Origin of the sequence: Methylobacterium gossipiicola (assembly GCF_900113485.1) — a bacterium.
Taxonomy (GTDB): domain Bacteria; phylum Pseudomonadota; class Alphaproteobacteria; order Rhizobiales; family Beijerinckiaceae; genus Methylobacterium; species Methylobacterium gossipiicola.
This window is the reverse complement of record NZ_FOPM01000012.1, coordinates 1-18132: the sequence shown is the minus strand read 5'-3', so window position 1 is coordinate 18132 and position 18132 is coordinate 1. Positions and strand designations below refer to the sequence as shown.

Genomic DNA, 18132 nt, shown 5'->3' with positions numbered 1-18132 from the left:
TCCTGTCGGCGAGCGAAGCGTGAGGCGCCAGAGGGTAGTCGGGCTCATCGGCTGTCCGGGCGCGGGGAAAACGACCTATGCCCGCCGCTTCGACCCCCGCGCGGGTTGGGTTCACCTCACCCTCGACGACCTCCGCCAGGCCCTCTGGCCCCCGGACCGGCAGGTCTATTGGGAACTCAGGCAGGGTCCCCATGACGATGGGGCCCGGCAGGTCTTGCACCGGGTCAAGGAAGCCGCCCTGGACGCCGCATTGCGCAACGGCTTCAGCGTCGTGATGGCCGATACCCATCTCACCCGGTCCGTGTTCGAGGGCGAGCTTGAAATCGTCGCCCGGCACGGGCTCACGGTGGAGTGGAAGGTGTTCGACGTACCCTGGGACGTCCTGGAGGCGCGCAACGCGGCACGCGGCCGGGTCGACCCTTCGCATCGCCAGTCGGAGGCGGTCCTGCGGATGACCCACGCGGCGTTCACGGCTCCCGACGCCTGGTGGCGCACCCTGCCGCCGGAGCAGGTCGAGATCGTGCCCTGTCGGACTCCCTGAGCGACTGAACCGTCCGGGTGTCACCGGCGGGGTACAACCTCTCATCCCTTGCACGCCCTCCGTTGACGCGTAGGGGCGTGCACGTGCTACTTCGACCCCGACGGTTCCTCCCCGGAGGATCAAAAGGGAACGCGGTGAGGGATGAAACCCGAGGCCGTGGCTGCCCCCGCAACTGTGAGCGGCGAGCCCATCATCACCACGTCACTGGATCTTGAAGATCTGGGAAGACGATGAGAGGGCGGTGACCCGCGAGCCAGGAGACCTGCCGTCAGTCGTGGTCACACGCGAAACGCATCGGGCGGGGTGTCCTGGTGGGTGTCGGGGCGGATGCCGTTCGGTATCCGGGTCGGCCTCGTTCGCGGTGACGTGCCACAGACGTCGCCCGAGGTCTCATGTCACCCGCCCGTTCACAACCCACCTATCGAACCCTCCTCCTCGCATCCTGCGCCACCCTCGTGCCCTACGGCGCCCAGATGCGGCGCGCCGCCGCCCAGGAAGCGCAGGCCAATCTCGCCGAACTGTCGGTGACGGCCGAGGCTCCTCCCGCCGCCGTGACAGGACCGGCCGCAAGCGCCGGATATATCGGCGGCATCACCGGCATCGGCGGCAGTTTGAGGACCGTGGAGGCCGCGAGCGCCGGCGTGATCTCGGGCGCCGCCCTCAACAGCCGCCCCATCACCCGGCCGGGCGAGGTGCTGGAGAGCGTGCCTGGCCTCATCGTCACCCAACATTCCGGCGAGGGGAAGGCCAACCAGTTCTTCCTGCGCGGGTTCAACCTCGACCACGGCACCGACATCGCCATCTCCGTCGACGGCATGCCGGTGAACATGCGCACCCATGCCCATGGCCAGGGCTACGCCGATCTCAACTTCCTCATCCCCGAGCTCGTGGGCGCGGTGGAGTTCCACAAGGGACCGTACTTCGTCCGCGACGGAGACTTCGCCTCGGCCGGCTCCGTGCGGATCGACTATCTCGACAAGACCGACCGCAACGTCGCCCTGACCGCGTTCGGCGCCTTCGGCTTCAAGCGGGCGCTCACCATCGCCTCGGCGCCGCTGGGCCAAGGGACCCTCCTGGTCGCCGGCGAGGCCCAGACCTATGACGGTCCCTGGGACGTGCCGGATCGCTTGGCCAAACTCAACGGCGTCGTCCGCTACAGCCAGGGCACGGCGCTCGACGGCTTCGCCCTGACGGGCATGGCCTACTGGGCGAAATGGAACGCCACCAACCAGATCCCCGAACGCGCGGTCGCGGACGGCATCATCGGCCGCTACGGCACCCTGAACCCCACGGATGGCGGCGACACCGGTCGCTTCTCGCTCTCCGGGCGCTGGAGCCGGACGGGCGAGGCCGGGATCACGCGGGCGAACGCCTATATCATCCGCTACGGGATGAACCTGTTCAACGACTTCACCTACTTCCTCAACGATCCCGTCGACGGCGACCAGTTCCGCCAGCGCGACAACCGCGTGCTCGGCGGCGGCGAGGTCGGCCACACCTTCCAGGGCGACCTATTCGGGATGCCGATGGAGAACGAGATCGGCGTCCAGACCCGCACGGACTCGATCCGGGTCGGTCTGTTCAACACCACGAACCGTCGCTATCGCTCCACCGTCCTGGACGACCGCGTCCTGGAGGCGAGCGGGGCGTTCTATTACGAGAACCGCCTGCGCTGGACCGACTGGCTTCGCACCAGCGTCGGCTTCCGGGCGGATACGTATTACGCCGACGTCGTGGCCGATACGGCGGCGAATTCCGGCAAGGCGCGGGACAGCATCGTCAACCCGAAGCTCGGCCTCGTTCTCGGACCCTGGTTCGACACCGAACTGTTCGTCAATTACGGCGGCGGTTTCCACTCGAACGATGCCCGCGGCGTCACCGCCACCGTCGACCCGGCGAGCCCGCTGTTCAACATCTCCCGCTCGCCCTTCCTGGTGCCGTCGACGGGCTCGGAAATCGGCCTGCGCAACCGCAGCCTCCGCGGTTTGGAGACGGCCGTGACGCTGTTCCAACTCGATTTCGCCTCCGAGAACCTGTTCCAGGGGGACAGCGGCACCACCGAGCCGAGCCGTCCCACGCGGCGCTTCGGCGTCGAGTGGACCAACCGCTACGCGGTGACGCCCTGGCTCTCCCTGGAAGGGGACCTCACGGTCACCAACGCCCGGTTCGCGGACCGCGACCCCGCCGGCAGCCGCGTGCCCGAGGCGCCGACCACCATCGCGTCGGCCGGGATTACCTTCGGCGAAGGGCTCGGTTGGTTCGGCTCCATGCGCTTTCGCTACTTCGGACCACGCCCGCTGATCGAGGACAACTCGGTGCGCTCGAAGCCCACCGCGCTGCTCAACGGCCGCGTCGGCTACAATTTCGACAACGGAATCAGCCTGTCCCTCGACATCCTCAACCTCACCAACGCCAAGGCCGACCAGATCACCTACTTCTACACCTCCCGTCTCCCCGGCGAGGCGGCGGACGGCGTCGCGGACCGGCATTTCCATCCGGTGGAACCGACAGCGGTCAGACTGACCCTGGCGGGTCGGTTCTAGTGCATCGATCCAGACGGAGGCTTCAGCCGTGTCTGGGAAACTTGATGCAAAAACAAAAGCCTCGTGCTCTGGCGCAGGAACGAAGTGATTGCGTCACAGCACGAGGTACAGGGTTCCGGAACGCGGTGTGACGGGGCGGGTCCGAAACGTTCGGGCTTCTTGGTCCGGGTCCGACAGATGAACTCGTAGGGTGTCAGGCCACGCACGATCCTGAGGCGGCGGGCGTGGTTGTCGGCATCCACGAAGAGTTGGAGGTGGTCCCTAAGCTGGTCGGGGCCGTCGTCGTGGTCGCGTTTCGCCTCCTCCTCCGGCGTCGGAACGGCCGCGCGTGGTTCCTGCGGACCCATGCGACATCGGGCGTCGTCTTCCGATCACGCCCCTTCCGGATCGTCCGCGGGAGGACGCCGTCGCGTTTGGCAGCCGCTCTCACGCTTTCTTGCCGTCGCTGGATCGCGCGCGGGGGACCACCTCCGTCGTGCGGGCGCTTTCGTGAAGGACTTGGCCCAGAGCGCATCCCTCGCAGAATGGTGCTCGAACGTGCCACCATGGTGCAGGATCAAACACATGGGGCTTGGTCAAAGAGGCCCCCGTCGAATCCGATCGCGTCGGACAGAGCGCCCCCTCGCGAAAGAAGCGCCGGCCGATTTCCAGTGCGGCGTCATCCTCGGCGGATTCGAGACGAAGACTCTCCTAGTTCATCACGTTCACGTCATTAATCCGGATATACCAAGTTCCGCGCAAATCCGACCGGAACTGTCCCCCGACGCTCAGGTTACCGCCCTGTCAAGACGGGGGTGGGAGGCGGTTCGACAGTGACGGCGAGCGTCGACAGGCATGAACTTCGGCAGATCATCGCCGGCCTCAGCGAGGGCGTGATCCTCGTCGAGCCCGATCAGACCATCGCGTACGCCAACGCGGCGGCGCTTGCCATGCACGGCGCCGAGGATCTCGACGAACTCGGGCAGACCGTCGACGCCTATCGCGAGCGCTTCGCCCTGCGCTACCGCAACAACCGCACACCGAACCAGTATCCCATCGAGCGGGTGGTCTCGGGCGAGCGCTTCCACGACGTCATCGTCGAGGTCACACGCACCGACAGGCCGGACGTCGCCTTCGTGCATTCCCTGCGCAGCCTCGTCGCCACGGACCGGGACGGCAGCCCGAGCTGCCTCGCCCTCATCCTCAAGGATGTCTCCGAGCAGTTCGAGGCCGAGGAGCGCTTCGAGAAGACCTTCAACGCCAATCCGGCCCCGGCCGTGATCAGCCGGCTGTCCGACCTGCGCCACGTCAAGGTCAATCTCGGCTTCCTCGAGATGACCGGCTACACCCGCGACGCCGTGATCGGCCGCAGCGTCTACGAGATCGACGTGCTGGCGGGCGCCCGCAGCCGCGATCTCGCCATCGCCCGGCTCAACGCGGGCGAGACCATTCCGCAGATGGAGGCCTGCCTCGACCTCCCCAACGGCGACACCCGCTTCGTCATCGTCGCCGGGCAGCCGATGGCGCTCGGCGACGAGCCCTGCATGCTCTTCACCTTCGCGGACCTCGAACTGCGCCGCAAGGCCGAGACCGCCCTGCGCCAGAGCGAGGAACGCTTCGCCAAGGCCTTCCGGCTGACCCCCGTGCCGACCATGCTCGCCAGGGCCGAGGGCTTCGCGATCACCGCCGTCAACGAGGCGTTCGGCCGGGTCTTCGGCTATTCCGCCGACACGATCGTGGGACGCACGCCCGACGAGGTCGACCTTTGGGTCCACGAGGCGGCCCGGACCCGGTTCGAGACGGCCGTGGCGCGTACGGGCTACGTGCTCGGCCTGGAGGTGTGCCTGCGCCACGAGGACGGCACCAACCTCGACTGCCTCGTCTCGGCCGAACGGGTCGAGATCGGGGATGAGACCTTCGCGCTCCTCGTCCTGCAAGACATCACCGAGCGCAAGCGGTCGGAGCGGGACCTGTTCGAGGCCATCGAGACCGTGATGGCCGACACCTCCTGGTTCAGCCGGGGGCTCATCGAGAAGCTCGCCAACCTGCGTCAGCCGGGAAGCGATCACGCCGAGAGCCACGCGCCCAGCATGACGGTGCGCGAGCGTCAGATCCTCGACCTCATCTGCTCCGGCCTCGGTGACGAGCCCATCGCCCAGCGGCTTGGCCTGTCGCGCAACACCGTCCGGAACCATGCCGCGGCCCTCTACCGCAAGCTCGGCGTCCACAAGCGCTCGGACGCCATCGTCTGGGGCCGCGACAACGGCTTCCCCCTCTCGAAGCCGGGCGAAAAAAACTAACTTACCGGTTCTTTTTTACCATTGACCCCTCGACCATCTCCACCATTTGACGAGACACCCAAGGTCAAAGTCTGCGCCTAGGAAGCTCTCATGACCGCGAAGAAGACTTCGTCCGAGGCCGACAAGCTTAAGGGCTCCGTGAAGGAGGCCATCGGCAAGCTCATCGGCGACGGAAAAGTCGAGGCCGAGGGCCGGGCACAGCAGGAATTACCGAAGTCCGACAGAACGCCGAAGCTCAAGAGCAGATCTTAACGCAAGATCAAATCTCAACTTCGGCGATCCGTCGCACCACCAAACTCAGTTCGAAAAGGAAACACAGCATGGTCGATACGGACCGCATCACGGGTGCCGCCAAGGAGATCGGCGGCAAGGTGCAGGGCGCGCTGGGCGACCTCACGGGCTCGAAGCGCGACTCGGTCGAGGGCCGGGCGCGGGAGGCGCAGGGGACCGCCGAGAACCTCTACGGCCAGGCGAAGGACACGATCCGGGACGCCGCCGACACCGTGGCGCAGACCGCCCGCGACATCGGCGGACGGGTTCGCGACGCCGTGGACGATTTCGGCGGATCGCACGAGGCCGGCGAGCGTGCCCGTCAGGGCCGGGAGACGGCCGAGCAATACTACACCCGGGCCGAACGCTCCGTGCGCCACGCCGCCGACGAAGCCTACGACTATGCCGAGGACGCCTACGAGAACGGCAGCCGCTCCCTTCGCCGGGGGAGCCGCGAGGTGTCCCACCAGGTCGGCGAGCACCCCATCGCCGCCCTGTTGATCGCCGGCCTCCTCGGCTACGGCGTCGGCCTGCTCATCCACGGCCGCGACTGATCGTTCGCGTCACGGATCCGGCCTCCGCCCCTTCGCGGCGGTCGCCGGATCGGCGAACGCGCGCGGCGTTCGACGCAAGCGAACCGCGCCTCTTTTTTCCGACGTCTCGAACTTTCCGCCTTCCGGCCGATCAGACGTCTCGGCCGACGACCAGGAGTACCGTCACGTGTCCACGTCCCCCCTCATCGCCCCGGCCTCGGCCGACACCCGCGCCGTCCTGCTGAACCAGGTGTCCTGGGGTGCCATCTCGGCCGGCGCCGTCACGGCCCTCGTGACCCAGGTGATCCTGAACATGGTCGGCGTCGGCGTCGGCCTGTCCAGCGTCGGCACGACGGCCGCCGACAACCCGGCCGCCTCGACCCTGTCCCTCAGCGCGGGCGTGTGGTTCGTCGCCTCCGGCGTCGTCGCGTCCCTCGCGGGCGGCTTCGTCGCCGGTCGCCTCTCGGGCAAGCCCGTGACGGGGGCCGCCGGCCTGCACGGCCTCGTCTCCTGGGCGGTCACCACCCTCGTGGTGCTCTACCTCCTCACCTCCGCCGCCGGCGGCCTCATCGGCGGCGCCTTTTCGGGCGTGACCAGCACCCTCGGCGGCGCCGGCTCCCTCGTCGGCGGCACCGTGCAGACGGCGGCCCAGGCGGCGGCCCCGTCCCTCGCCAAGGTCTCGAACCCCCTCGACGGCATCGAGCAGTCGGTCCGCAACCAGGCCGCCGGCCAGGACCCGCAGGCCGCCAAGGACGCCGCCGTCGCCGCCATCCGCGCCCTGTTCACGGGTGATCCGGCCCAGAAGGCCGAAGCCGAGAACCGCGCCGCCGAGGCCCTGGCGAAGGCCCAGAACATCCCCGTCGACCAGGCCAAGACCCAGATCCAGGACTACAAGAAGCAGTACGACGCCGCCGTCGCCACGGCCAAGCAGAAGGCCGAGGCCGCCGCCGTGACGGCAAAGTCCGCCGCCACCCAGGGCGCGTTCTACGGAGCCCTCGCCCTCGTCCTCGGCGCGCTGGCCGGCTTCTTCGGCGGTCGCCTCGGAGCCCCGAAGCCCGTCACCCTGGCCGATCAGTACGACGCCCGCCGCATCTGATCCCCGGCCGGTCATGGTGATGACCGGCCAACCATTACACCCGCGCCGGTCATGATGACCGGCCCTCATCCCCCGACAACAGGAGCGTCCCATGAGCAGCACCACGGACAAGCTGAAGGGTCTGGCCAACGAGGCCGTCGGCAACATCAAGCAGGCCGCCGGCAAGGCCACGGGCAACGACAACCTCGTGGTCGAAGGCAAGGCCCAGGAACTCAAAGGCGAGGCCCAGCGCACCGTCGGAGAGGCCAAGGACGGCATCGCCTCCGTGGCCGACAAGGTCGCCGGCAAGCACTGAGCGCCATCCACCCACGCTGAACGGTGGCCCGGCTCAGGCCGGTTCACCGCCTCAGAACCAAACGGAGATTTCCATGAATCGCGACGAGATCCGCGGCGCATCCCGTCATCTCAAGGGCCGGGTCCAGACCGCGCTGGGCGGCCTGACCGGCGATCCCGCCCGTCAGGTGCGCGGCGCCGTGAACCAAGTGGCGGGGGGCGCGCAATACGCCTACGGCCGCGCCCGCGACCGGGCCGAGGATTGGGCCGAGGACGGCCGCGACCTCGCGCACGAGGTCCGGGATCGGGCCGGGTCCCTCATCGAGGAGGGCCGCAACCGGGCCGAACGGTTCGCCGCCGATGGCCGCGACTTCGCCCGCCACGCCCGCACGCGCGGCACAGCCTACGGTGGCCGCGCCATGCGCCACGCCGACGACAACCGCGCCGCCACCCTGCTCGGCCTGGCCGCCATCGCGTTCGCGGTGGGCTGGCTCTCGCGCCCCGGCCGCTGAACCCCACCCCGTCGCCGCGTCCCTCGCGGCGCGGCGCCCGGGCGGGTCACCCGAGACCGAAGGACGGAGGCGCCGCCGTGATGGCGGCCTCGCAGCACAAGGGAGGTTGGACGGAGGGGATGAAGTTCGCGAGACTGCTCCTGCGTCCTGAAATCGTGTTCCTCCTCCTCACCGTCCTGTTGGTCGTGGCGGCGGGGGCCGCCTACTGGGTCTCCCGCGCCACGGTCCTCACCATCGCCGTCGCCCCGCGCGACGGTACGGAGCCGGCCCTGATCCGGGCCTATGCCGACGCCCTCGCCAAACGCCACAAGGAGATCCGGCTGAAGGTGCTGGATCTCGACGACGTGCGCGACAGCGCCGCCGCCCTGCAGGAGGGGCGCGCCGACCTCGCCGTGGTCCGGCCGGACGTCTCCCTGCCCGACAACGGCCTGACCCTCGCGATCCTGCGTGACCAGGCCATGATCATCGCCTCGCCCGAGGCGTCGGGCCTGACCCGCTTTCCCGACCTCGACCGCAAGCGCCTCGCCATCCTGGCGCACCGCGACGCCGACCAGACCCTGATCAAGGCCATGGTGGAGCATTACGGCCTGACGCTCCTCGAAAAGGACGTGCCGGGGCCGGTGCCGCCTCGGCACGTCGCCCTGGTGGAGATGGCGGAGGCCGACCTCGCGGCGGCCTTTGCGGCCAAGCGCGTCGACGCCGTGGTGTCGGTGATCGCCCCGACCTCACCCACCGCCCAGCGGATCGTCGGCATCGTCCAGGGCCTCAGCCGCAACCGCAAGGTCGCCTTCGTCGATGTCGAGAACGCCGACGCCATCGTGGCGCGCCTGCCGCGTCTCCAATCCGTGACCATGCCGGCCGAGACCTTCGGGGGAAGCCCGAAGGTGCCGGCCGAGGACGTCCACACGGTGGGCGCCTCCTATCGACTGATGGCCCGGACCACCCTCGCGCGCTCCGTCGCGGCGGACGTGACCCAGCACCTGTTCGAATTGCGCAGCGGCATGGCCAACGTCACGCCCGCCGCCGATTACATGCAGGCGCCGAAATACGAGAGCACGGCCGAGGCGACGAGCGCGCGGCTGCCCATCCATCCCGGCGCCGTCGACTTCTTCGAGCGCGAGCAACTCGGCTTCGTCGAGCGCTACGAGACCTGGATCTACCTCGTGGCCTTCCTCGGCGGCGGCATCGGTTCGGCCGTGGCCTGGGTCGGCCAGCGCCTGTCCCGCCTGCGCCGCGAGCGGGTCGAGGAAGCGACCGATCGCCTCCTGGAGATCCGCCGGGAGGCCCAGGACACCACCGACGCGGCCCGCCTCGAACGGCTCGCCCGGGAGATCGACGATCTGGCGGGCGACATCGCCCGTCATGCCCTGGAGCGGCCGACGGAGGCCCGGACCATGTCGGCCGCGGCCATCGCCATCGACGCCGCCCGCTCCACGGTGAAGCGAACCATCGCGGCCAGCCATTACGCGTCGGAGACCTCCGACCTGGCCGGACGCATGACATCGACGGAAGCCGCCACGGCGGGCTGACGGCGAAACCCCGGGCGATCACCGCCCGGATCGAGCAATACGATCGCGCATGGAGAACGAACGATGAGCAAGGGTTACCCCTCGATGACGGCGCTCCTGGGCCTGCTGGCCGTGGCCGGCTACCAGAACCGCGACAAGCTCGCGGAATTGCTGAAGGGCCATGGACCGGAGACCCGGTCCCCGGTTCCGCCCATCCCGAACACGACGTCGACGGCTTCGGGGACCGGCGGCGGCCTCGGCAACCTCAATCTCGGTTCGCTCCTCGGCGGCGTCGGCACGGCCGGCATCGGCGGCCTCATCGCCAGCGGTCTCAGCGAGCTCGTCGATCACTTCACCCAGGGCGGCCACGGCGAGACGGCGAAGTCCTGGGTCAACCAAGGCCCCAACCGCGACATCGCCGAGGCGGACCTCGAGCGGGCCATCGGCTCCGACACCCTCGATCATCTCACCCAACAGACGGGCCTGAGCCGCGCGGCGCTCCTGTCGCGCCTGTCGCGCGAACTGCCCTCGGCCATCGACCTCTACGCCACGGACGGCCGACGTCCGGCCTGATCCTCCTTCGGGCCGGCGCCCCGTGCGCCGGCCTCACGCCGCCTCGATCAGGCCGCGGATACGGGTCGCGAGGGCTTCCAGGGCGAACGGCTTGACCAGGACCTCCATGCCGGGGGCGAGATGCCCATGGTTGAGAGCGGCATTCTCGGCGTAGCCGGTGATGAACAGCACCTTGAGGTCGGGCCGGGACACCAGGGCCGCCTCCGCCATCTGCCGCCCGTTCATGCCGCCCGGCAGACCCACATCGGTGACGAGGAGATCGATGCGGGTGTCCGATTGGAGCACCGCCAGGCCGGACGCGCCGTCCGCCGCCTCGATGGCGGCATAGCCGAGGTCTTCCAGCACTTCGGTGACGAGCATCCGCACCGTCGGCTCGTCGTCGACCACCAGCACCGTCTCGCCCATCCTGGCGCGGGCCGCCTCCGAGAGGTCGGGCACCGGTTCGACGCCCTCCGCCTGGCCGAGGTGACGCGGCAGGTAGAGGCACACCATCGTGCCCCTGCCGGGCTCCGACGTGATCCGGGCCTGGCCGCCCGACTGCTTGGCGAAACCGTAGATCATGCTGAGACCGAGGCCCGTGCCTTCGCCCATGGGCTTCGTGGTGAAGAACGGATCGAAGGCCTTGGCGGCCACGTCCGGCGTCATGCCGGTGCCGTTGTCCGAGACGCAGAGCGAGATGTACTGCCCCGGCTCCAGATCCCGCTCGCGGGCGGCCTGAGGATCGAGCCAGCGATTGCCCGTCTCGACCACGATGCGACCGCCCTCCGGCATGGCGTCGCGGGCGTTGATGCAGAGGTTGAGCAGCGCGTTCTCCAACTGGCTCGGGTCGACGAGGGTCGGCCAGAGACCGGCCGCGCCGACCACCTCCACGGACACCGCCGGCCCGACGGTGCGGCGCACCAGTTCCTCCATGCCCTCGATGAGCCGGTTCACGTCCGTGGGCTTCGGCGCGAGGGTCTGCCGGCGGGAGAAGGCGAGGAGGCGATGGGTCAGGGCCGCCGCGCGCCGGGCCGCCCCCTGCGCGGCGGTGATGTAGCGATCGAGGGAATCCGTCCGGCCCTGGAGCATCCGGCTCTGCATCAGTTCCAGGGAGCCCACGATACCCGCCAGCATGTTGTTGAAGTCGTGGGCGAGGCCGCCGGTGAGTTGGCCGACGGCCTCCATCTTCTGCGACTGGCGCAGGGCTTCCTCGGCGCGCATGAGTTCGGCCGTGCGCTCGGCGACGCGCTGCTCCAGGGTCTCGTTGAGGCTGCGCAGCTGCTCGGTGACGCGCTCCCGCTCGGCCGCGCTCGCCCGGCGCTCCTCCACGTCGATGAGGACGCCGGGAAAGCGCAGGGGCGTGCCGTCCGGCGCATGGTCCACACGCCCGTTGGCCTCCAGCCAGTAGTAGCGCCCATCCGCCCGCCGCGTCCGGTACTGGTGCGCGTAGGCGCCGCCCCGTTCGATCACCGCCGCGATCGCCTCCGTCAGACTGGCGCGGTCGTCGGGATGCACGGTCTCGATCACCTGGGCGAGGCTCAGTCCCTCGCGCCCGACGGCGGGGTCGAGGCCGAAGCTCAGGGCGAAGGCCTCGTCGACGCTGAACCGGTCCGTGGGGAGGTCCCAGCACCAGGTGCCGATGATCGCTCCGGCGGCCAGGGCGAGTTGCACCCGCTCGATGTTCTCGCGGGCCACGGCCTCGCTGGCCCGCAGGGCATCCTCCGCGCGCCGACGCGCCGAGATGTCCCGGAACAGCACGGAGACCTGGCGCCGGCTCGCCGGCTCGATCCGGGCCGCCGACACCTCGATGTGGCGCCCGGCGGCTGGAAACGCCCGCTCGAACCGGATCGGCTCGCCCGTGCGCAGGACGCGGCCGTAGAGTTCGAGCCAGCCCTCGGCTTCGGCGGGCGCGATGTCGCGCAGGGTCCGCCCGACGATGCCGGCGATGCCCGTGTGCCGCTCGTAGCCCGGATTGGCCTCGACGTGGACGTAGTCGCTCAAGGGACCGTGCGGCCCGTCGAAGAACTCGATGATGCAGAAGCCGTCGTCGACGGCCTCGAACAGGGCGCGGTAACGGGCCTCGCTATGGGCCAGGGCGTCGCTGGCCGCGCGCTGCTCGGTGATGTCCCGCGCCACCCCGGCGAAACGCACCGGACGGCCCTCGGCATCGCGCTCGATCTCACCCCGGCGGGCGATCCAGCGCAGCTCGCCCGTATCGGGCCGGCGGATGCGATACTCGACGTCCCGGGGCGGCTCGCCCCGCCTGCGGCTCTCCGCCGTCGAGACGAGGTGGGCATCCTCCGGAATGATCAGGGTCTCGAAGGCCGTCGCCGGATAGCTCTCGCGCTCGGGAAGACCGTAGAGGCGGCAGAATTCCGGCGTCGAGGAGAGGATGCCGTCGTTGATACCGACGGAGAACACGCCGATGCCGCCGGCCTCCTGGGCGCGACGCAGGCGCGCTTCGGCACCATCGCCCATAGCCGTGACGGCCCCGCCGGGATCGGCCGACGCGTCGCCCGGGGGCGTCGTCTCGGACTCCTGGCCGGCCCGCAGGCGCAACCGGGCGGCTTCCTCCTCCAGGGCGGCGGCACGGCGGAGAAGGGCGCGCGCGCTCATGTCCGCGCGACCCCGCCGGGGCGCGTCGGCGCGGCGACCGGGGCCCGGCCTCGTGGAAGGGCGCTGACGGGAGAAGGGGAGGGCCGGTCCATCGGCGCCTTCTGCCCCAAGACGCGGCCAGGCTCCAGCGTCGTTCGGGTCTCATCGGGGTCGAGGCCGCGCCGCCGAAGCCGCATCCCACAATCCCTGGGGGTCGTCGCCACGACACGGGCGCCCCGGGGTTGCTCGTCAGCAAGCCTGAACGTAATAACATTTCACCCCATTCCGCTATAGACTCCGCTTCGGCGCCCGGCCCCGTGCCGGATGCCCCTTCCCCGAGACGCGATACGATGCTCCTCGAACATGGACTGCGCTTCGGCGCCGCCCTCACGGCCCTCTCCCTCGCGACCGGCGCCCAGGCCGAAGAGGTGGCGGTGACCCTCGACACCCTGACGGTGGAGGGCACGGGCATCGGTCTGAACGTCCCGCAGGGGGGCATCGGTCTCATCGGGGCGACGCCGGGCTTCAGCGCGGCGCGGGCCGTGAGCAGCACCAAGACCGACGTGCCACAGCGCGACGTGCCCCAGGTCGTCACCGTTGCCCCGCGCGAGGTCATCACCGACCTCGCGGCGACCCGCGTCGACCGGGTCCTGAACTACACGCCGGGCGTCGCGCAGCAGAACAACTTCGGCGGCCTGACCCTGTTCAGCTACGCCATCCGGGGCGTGACCACGTCTGAGGTCTACAAGAACGGGTTTCCGCTCAACCGCGGCTTCCCATCCCAGCCCGACGCGCAGAACGTCGAGCGCATCGAGGTGCTGAAAGGCCCCGGCGGCGGCCTGTTCGGGCGCAGCGACCCGGGTGGCCTTGCCAACATCATCACCAAGCAGCCTACGCGCGAGCGTTTCGTCGAGATGGGCGGACTGTGGGGATCCTTCGAGGAATTTCGCGGCACCGTCGATTCCGGCGGCGCGCTCAACGAGGACGGCACGCTCCTCTATCGCTTCAATTTCGCGGCCGGACGCCAGAACAGCTTTCGCGATTTCGTCGATGGCGACCGGCTGTTCGTCGCCCCGGTCGTGAGTTGGCAGATCACGCCCGACACCAAGGTCACCGTCGAGACCGAGTTCCTGCGGAACCGCACGGTGTTCGACCGCGGCGTCGTGGCGATCAACCGCCAGCTTGGAGCCCTGCCGATCTCGCGCTTCCTCGGCGAGCCCGGCCTGAGCATCAATCAGTCCAGCGATTCGATGCAGATCCGCGTCGACCACCGCTTCGATGCCGACTGGCAGATGCGGCTGGCCACCTATTTCAATTCCAACTCCCTCACCGGGGAGGCGGTCGAGGTGCGGCGCCTCGCGGCCGACAACCGCACGGCGTTACGGGACCGCAACTTCCGCGACTACACCGCCGACGTGGCGATCGGCCAAGCGGAGTTGGTCGGGCGCTTCGACACCGCCGGAATCGGCCACACCCTCCTGCTCGGCTTCGAGCGCGAGAGCACGGACGGCCGCTACCAGCAGATCCGTTCCAGCCTGCAGCGGAATCCCTATACCCTCAACATCTACGCCCCGGTCTACGGCCGGGCTCTGCCGCCCTATGCCTTCCAGACCAACGGTTTCGAGCGGGTGACCAACACGGCGCTCTACGCCCAGGACCAGATCGCGCTCTCGTCCGAATGGAAGGCGCTGCTCGGCACGCGCTTCGACTTCTTCGAACAGTCGTTCCGGGAGCGCACCACCGCCGTCCGGTCCGATCAGACTTACTTCGCCGCGACGCCGCGGGCCGGCCTCGTCTACCAGCCGCTGCCGGAACTCTCGTTCTACACCAATGTCGGCACCAGCTTCCGGCCGAATATCGGCCCCGACGCCGCCGCCTCGTCGGCCGGACGACCGTTCGCGCCGGAGACGGGGCTCGGCTACGAGGTCGGCACCAAGCTCGACCTGTTCGGCGGGCTCTTGAGCCTCACGGGCGCCGCCTTCCGGGTCGAGCGCCAGAACGTGCTCACCCCCGATCCGAACAACACCGCGCTCTCCATCGCCGCCGGCGCGGTGCGCAGCCAGGGCTTCGAGTTCACGGCTGCGGGCCAGCTTTCGCCGGACGTGAAGATCCTGGCCGGCTACGTCTTCGCCGACGCCGTCGTCACCAAGGACAACGTGCTGCCGGTCGGGGCCCCCCTCATCAACGTGCCGCGCCACTCGGGCAGCCTGCTCGCCATCCACGAGGCGCAGGAGGGACCCTGGAAGGGGTTCGGCCTCGGCGGCGGCGTGCGGGCCGTCGGCGAACGGGCGGGCGACGCGAATGGCGGCGCCTTCCAGCTCCCGGGCTACATCGCCATCGACGCCCTGGCCTATTACCGCTGGGACAACGTTCGCTTCGGCCTGAACATCGAGAACGTGTTCGACACCACCTACTACGCCTCGTCCCTGAACACCCTGCGAGTCTATCCCGGCTCGCCGCGCCGCTTCACCGGCACCGTTTCGGTGCGGTTCTGATGGTGGCGACGACCGCTCCGACCCCGGCGCTCCGGGGGGCCGGCGAGACCTTCGAGACCGGCGCCGGCGCGGCGCGGTCACGCATCGCGTCCATCGACGCCCTGCGCGGCCTCGTGATGCTGCTCATGCTCGTCGACCACGTGCGGGACTTCTTCTACGTCCACGCCCAGGTTTCCGATCCCATGGATCTGACGACGACGGATCCGCGCCTGTTCTGGACCCGGACGGCGGCGCATCTCTGCGCGCCGATCTTCGTCCTGCTCACGGGCCTGTCGGCCAGTCTCTACGCGGCCCGGCACGGGGACCGGGCCCAAACCTCCCTGTTCCTGCTCCAGCGCGGCCTGATCCTGGTGCTGCTCGAACTCACCGTGGTGAACATCGCCTGGACCGCGAACCCGTTGCCGCCGATCCTGTACCTCCAGGTGATCTGGGCCATCGGCCTCGGCATGATCGCCCTGGCGGGGCTCCTGTGGCTGCCGCGTCCGGCCCTGATCGGCGTCGCCCTGGCGATCATGCTCGGACACAACGGGCTGACCCCCATCGTGCTCACGCCGGAGGAGGGCGGCTACACCCTCTGGGCGATCCTGCATCAGCGCGGCCTCATCGACCTACCTTGGGGGGTGGCGCGCACCTCCTATCCGGTCTTGCCCTGGATCGGCGTGATGGCGGCCGGCTACGCCCTGGGGCCGTGGTTCGTCGGCGCGGCGTCGGCGCAGACCCGGCGGCGCCGGCTCCTCGGCCTCGGCGCGGCGGCGCTGGCGGGTTTCCTCATCCTGCGGGGCCTCAACGGCTACGGCGATCCGGTGCCGTGGCAGGCCGGCACCACCTGGGACACCAGCCTGATGGCGTTCCTGAACCTCACGAAATACCCGCCCTCGGCCGATTTCCTCCTGGCGACCCTCGGGGTCGGCCTCGTGCTGCTCGCAGCCCTCGAAACGGTGCCGCCGCACAGGCTCGCTTGGCTCCGCACCTACGGGGGCGTGCCGCTGTTCTTCTACGTCGCGCACCTCTACGTCCTGCGGCTCCTCGACGAGGGACTGAAGGCGACGGGCTTCGCCGCGCCGTCCGGGCGGATCGAGGCGTCCGGCCCGGTCGACCTCTGGCTCGGCGCCTTCGCCCTGGGGCTCGTGCTCTATCCCGCCTGCCGCTGGGCCGTCCGCTTCAAGCGCCGGAGCACCGCGCGCTGGGTCAGCTATTTCTGAGCAGGTCTTCGACGCAAAATCGGACGGCCCTTGTGCGAAACCCGCTCGGACGTGACCGGCCCGTCGCGGGGACGGGCCGACCGGTGCCTCATGCGAGCACCGGCACGATCAGGCGGCGACCTTCTTGCACTCCGCGGCGCAGGCGAGGCACGAGTCCTGGCAGGCCCGACACGCCGCGATGGCCGGGAACTTGCCGCATTCCGCCGCGCAGGCCGTGCAGATCTCGCCCACCGCCTTCGCGAGGATTCGGGTATGGGGCGAGTTGACGGCGGCGAGGGATTCCAGGGCGGCGCAGGCCGCGACGAGGTCGTGGATCGACCGCATGCACGCGACCATGCTCGTATCGTTCATGGCGAGCATGCCGAAGCAGTGCCGCAGACAATCGTTCCCGGTGGAGACGCAATGCGCGCTCGCCGCCGCCAAGGCGGCGAATTGCGGCGGGTGATCGTGCGCGCCGCCGGCCTGATCGTGACCATGGGTATGGGCGTGATCCGCCTGCTGCGCCAGGGCCGGTGCGGCGGCCGCGAGCGCCGTCGTAACCAGCGCGGTGGCGCCCCCCAATGCGGTGATGAAGTCCCGACGTTCCATTTCGAAGTCCCCCATGTCTCGCGGCACGGGCCGCGTCCGGCCGGGGCGCGATCCATCGCACCGCCGGGCGGGCGATCCTTACGCGGAAACGGCCCGGTTTTCGATGGCGACCGCCGGTTCGGGGCAGGGGGGCACCCGCCCGGTGCGTTAAATGTTCCGTGAGGCGAGCGTGAAAGGGTGCCGGGCATCGATGCCGTTCCGCGACGGCAGACTCCGCCCTCGAGCCTGGAGGTTCCGATGTCCGCCTTCGATGTCCGCGATCTCCTGCAAGCGGCGAGCAGGACGGATGGGCAGGCCGTCGCCCCGCCGACGCCGCAGCGGGTCTCCGCCCGCCGGAACGAGACGATCTCCCCCGTGGTGCTCGCCGATAGTGTCCGGATCGGCGAGTTCGTCCTCATCCTCGGCCTCGGCGTGGCGGTCCGGTCCCTGTTTCCCGCCTGCGCCGCCGCTGTCTCGTTCTCCCACCTGGTCGCCGCCGCCAGCGTCGCGGTCCTGGCCGTCGTGCTGTTCCAGATGGCGGACGCCTACCGGATCGACGCCGTGCGCAGCTTTCCGCGCACGGGCCTGCGGGTCGGCCTGGCCTGGACCGCGACGCTCCTTACGGCGGGGGCCTATCGTGCCCTGTCCGGGGCCGCCGATCCATGCGGCCTGTCCTGGCTCGTGACCCTGTACGGCCTCGGCCTCGGCCTCCTGCTGGCCGGGCGCTTCGCCCTGTCGCGAATCATCGCGGCCCAGACGCGGGAAGGCCGCTTCGATCGGCGCACCGCCATCGTGGGCGGCGGCGCGATCGCCGAGGACCTCATCCGCGCCCTCGACGCCCAACCGGATTCGGGCATCCGCATCGTCGGCGTGTTCGACGATCGCGGCGACCAGCGCTCCGACGCCGTGGTGGCCGGATACCCCAAGCTCGGAACCGTCGACGACCTCGTCGCCTATGCCCGGGCCACGCGCCTCGACCTCATCGTGTTCACCATTCCCGTCACCGCCGAGGATCGCATCCTCCAGATGCTCGCCAAGCTCTGGGTGCTGCCCATCGACATCCGCCTCTCGGCCCAGGCCTCGAAGCTGCGCCTGCGCCCGCGCGCCTATTCCTACCTCGGCTCCGTGCCGGTGCTCGACGTGTTCGACCGCCCCATGGCCGACTG

General features: G+C 69.7%; 14 protein-coding genes, 2 pseudogenes and 1 riboswitch. Of the genes and pseudogenes, 13 read left to right on the top strand and 3 right to left on the bottom strand.

Annotated features, from left to right (window positions below):
• Nucleotides 1–19: 19 nt before the first annotated feature.
• Both BM249_RS11860 and BM249_RS11855 read left to right on the top strand, forming a co-directional pair.
• Nucleotides 20–541, top strand: a complete 522-nt coding sequence (locus BM249_RS11860) for an AAA family ATPase (protein ID WP_244528719.1) — start codon at nt 20–22, stop codon at nt 539–541.
• Nucleotides 542–625: 84 nt separating this feature from the next.
• A riboswitch (cobalamin riboswitch) is annotated at nt 626–825 on the top strand.
• A gap of 189 nt (nt 826–1014) precedes the next feature.
• Complete coding sequence (locus BM249_RS11855) at nt 1015–3084, top strand: TonB-dependent receptor (RefSeq protein WP_091972246.1); 2070 nt, start codon at nt 1015–1017, stop codon at nt 3082–3084.
• A 104-nt stretch (nt 3085–3188) separates the two neighbouring features.
• Here BM249_RS11855 and BM249_RS21975 read toward each other — a convergent pair.
• Nucleotides 3189–3380: pseudogene (locus tag BM249_RS21975) on the bottom strand (IS481 family transposase); the annotation flags it as partial.
• A 516-nt stretch (nt 3381–3896) separates the two neighbouring features.
• Between BM249_RS21975 and BM249_RS11850 the strand changes: the two are divergent.
• The 8 genes from BM249_RS11850 (at nt 3897) to BM249_RS11820 (ending at nt 10128) form a co-directional block, all read left to right on the top strand.
• Nucleotides 3897–5363, top strand: a complete 1467-nt coding sequence (locus tag BM249_RS11850) for a helix-turn-helix transcriptional regulator (RefSeq protein WP_091972128.1) — start codon at nt 3897–3899, stop codon at nt 5361–5363.
• Between the two features lie 90 nt (nt 5364–5453).
• Nucleotides 5454–5615 carry a CsbD family protein gene (locus BM249_RS21290; protein ID WP_143103745.1) on the top strand — a complete coding sequence of 54 codons (162 nt, stop codon included), beginning with the start codon at nt 5454–5456 and terminating at the stop codon, nt 5613–5615.
• A 68-nt stretch (nt 5616–5683) separates the two neighbouring features.
• Nucleotides 5684–6187 (top strand): CsbD family protein, encoded by a 504-nt coding sequence (locus BM249_RS11845; protein WP_091972126.1) that lies wholly within the window; start codon nt 5684–5686, stop codon nt 6185–6187.
• A 166-nt stretch (nt 6188–6353) separates the two neighbouring features.
• Nucleotides 6354–7262: a PhnA-like protein gene (locus BM249_RS11840; protein WP_091972123.1), complete on the top strand. Its 909-nt coding sequence runs from the start codon at nt 6354–6356 to the stop codon at nt 7260–7262.
• 91 nt (nt 7263–7353) lie between these two features.
• A complete protein-coding gene (locus BM249_RS11835; protein WP_091972121.1) occupies nt 7354–7557 on the top strand; it encodes a CsbD family protein in 204 nt (67 codons plus the stop codon).
• Nucleotides 7558–7630: 73 nt separating this feature from the next.
• Entirely contained in the window at nt 7631–8047 is a 417-nt protein-coding gene (locus BM249_RS11830; protein ID WP_091972119.1) for a CsbD family protein, read from the top strand.
• Nucleotides 8048–8166: 119 nt separating this feature from the next.
• Nucleotides 8167–9576 (top strand): TAXI family TRAP transporter solute-binding subunit, encoded by a 1410-nt coding sequence (locus BM249_RS11825; RefSeq protein WP_091972244.1) that lies wholly within the window; start codon nt 8167–8169, stop codon nt 9574–9576.
• Between the two features lie 63 nt (nt 9577–9639).
• Nucleotides 9640–10128 carry a YidB family protein gene (locus tag BM249_RS11820; RefSeq protein ID WP_091972117.1) on the top strand — a complete coding sequence of 163 codons (489 nt, stop codon included), beginning with the start codon at nt 9640–9642 and terminating at the stop codon, nt 10126–10128.
• 33 nt (nt 10129–10161) lie between these two features.
• On the opposite strand, the gene BM249_RS11815 is transcribed toward BM249_RS11820, so the two are convergent.
• Nucleotides 10162–12723, bottom strand: coding sequence for a hybrid sensor histidine kinase/response regulator (locus BM249_RS11815; RefSeq protein ID WP_091972115.1), 2562 nt, complete (start codon nt 12721–12723; stop codon nt 10162–10164).
• Nucleotides 12724–13052: 329 nt separating this feature from the next.
• On the opposite strand from BM249_RS11815, the gene BM249_RS11810 reads away from it, so the two are divergent.
• Together BM249_RS11810 and BM249_RS11805 are read left to right on the top strand one after the other, a co-directional pair.
• Entirely contained in the window at nt 13053–15197 is a 2145-nt protein-coding gene (locus BM249_RS11810; protein WP_091972113.1) for a TonB-dependent siderophore receptor, read from the top strand.
• Complete coding sequence (locus tag BM249_RS11805; RefSeq protein ID WP_091972112.1) at nt 15197–16399, top strand: acetyltransferase domain-containing protein; 1203 nt, start codon at nt 15197–15199, stop codon at nt 16397–16399. The genes BM249_RS11810 and BM249_RS11805 overlap by 1 nt, the downstream gene beginning before the upstream one ends.
• 108 nt (nt 16400–16507) lie before the next feature.
• On the opposite strand, the gene BM249_RS11800 is transcribed toward BM249_RS11805, so the two are convergent.
• Nucleotides 16508–16987 carry a four-helix bundle copper-binding protein gene (locus BM249_RS11800; protein ID WP_091972242.1) on the bottom strand — a complete coding sequence of 160 codons (480 nt, stop codon included), beginning with the start codon at nt 16985–16987 and terminating at the stop codon, nt 16508–16510.
• 237 nt (nt 16988–17224) lie between these two features.
• On the opposite strand from BM249_RS11800, the pseudogene BM249_RS11795 reads away from it, so the two are divergent.
• Nucleotides 17225–18132, top strand: a pseudogene (locus tag BM249_RS11795) (undecaprenyl-phosphate glucose phosphotransferase); the annotation flags it as partial.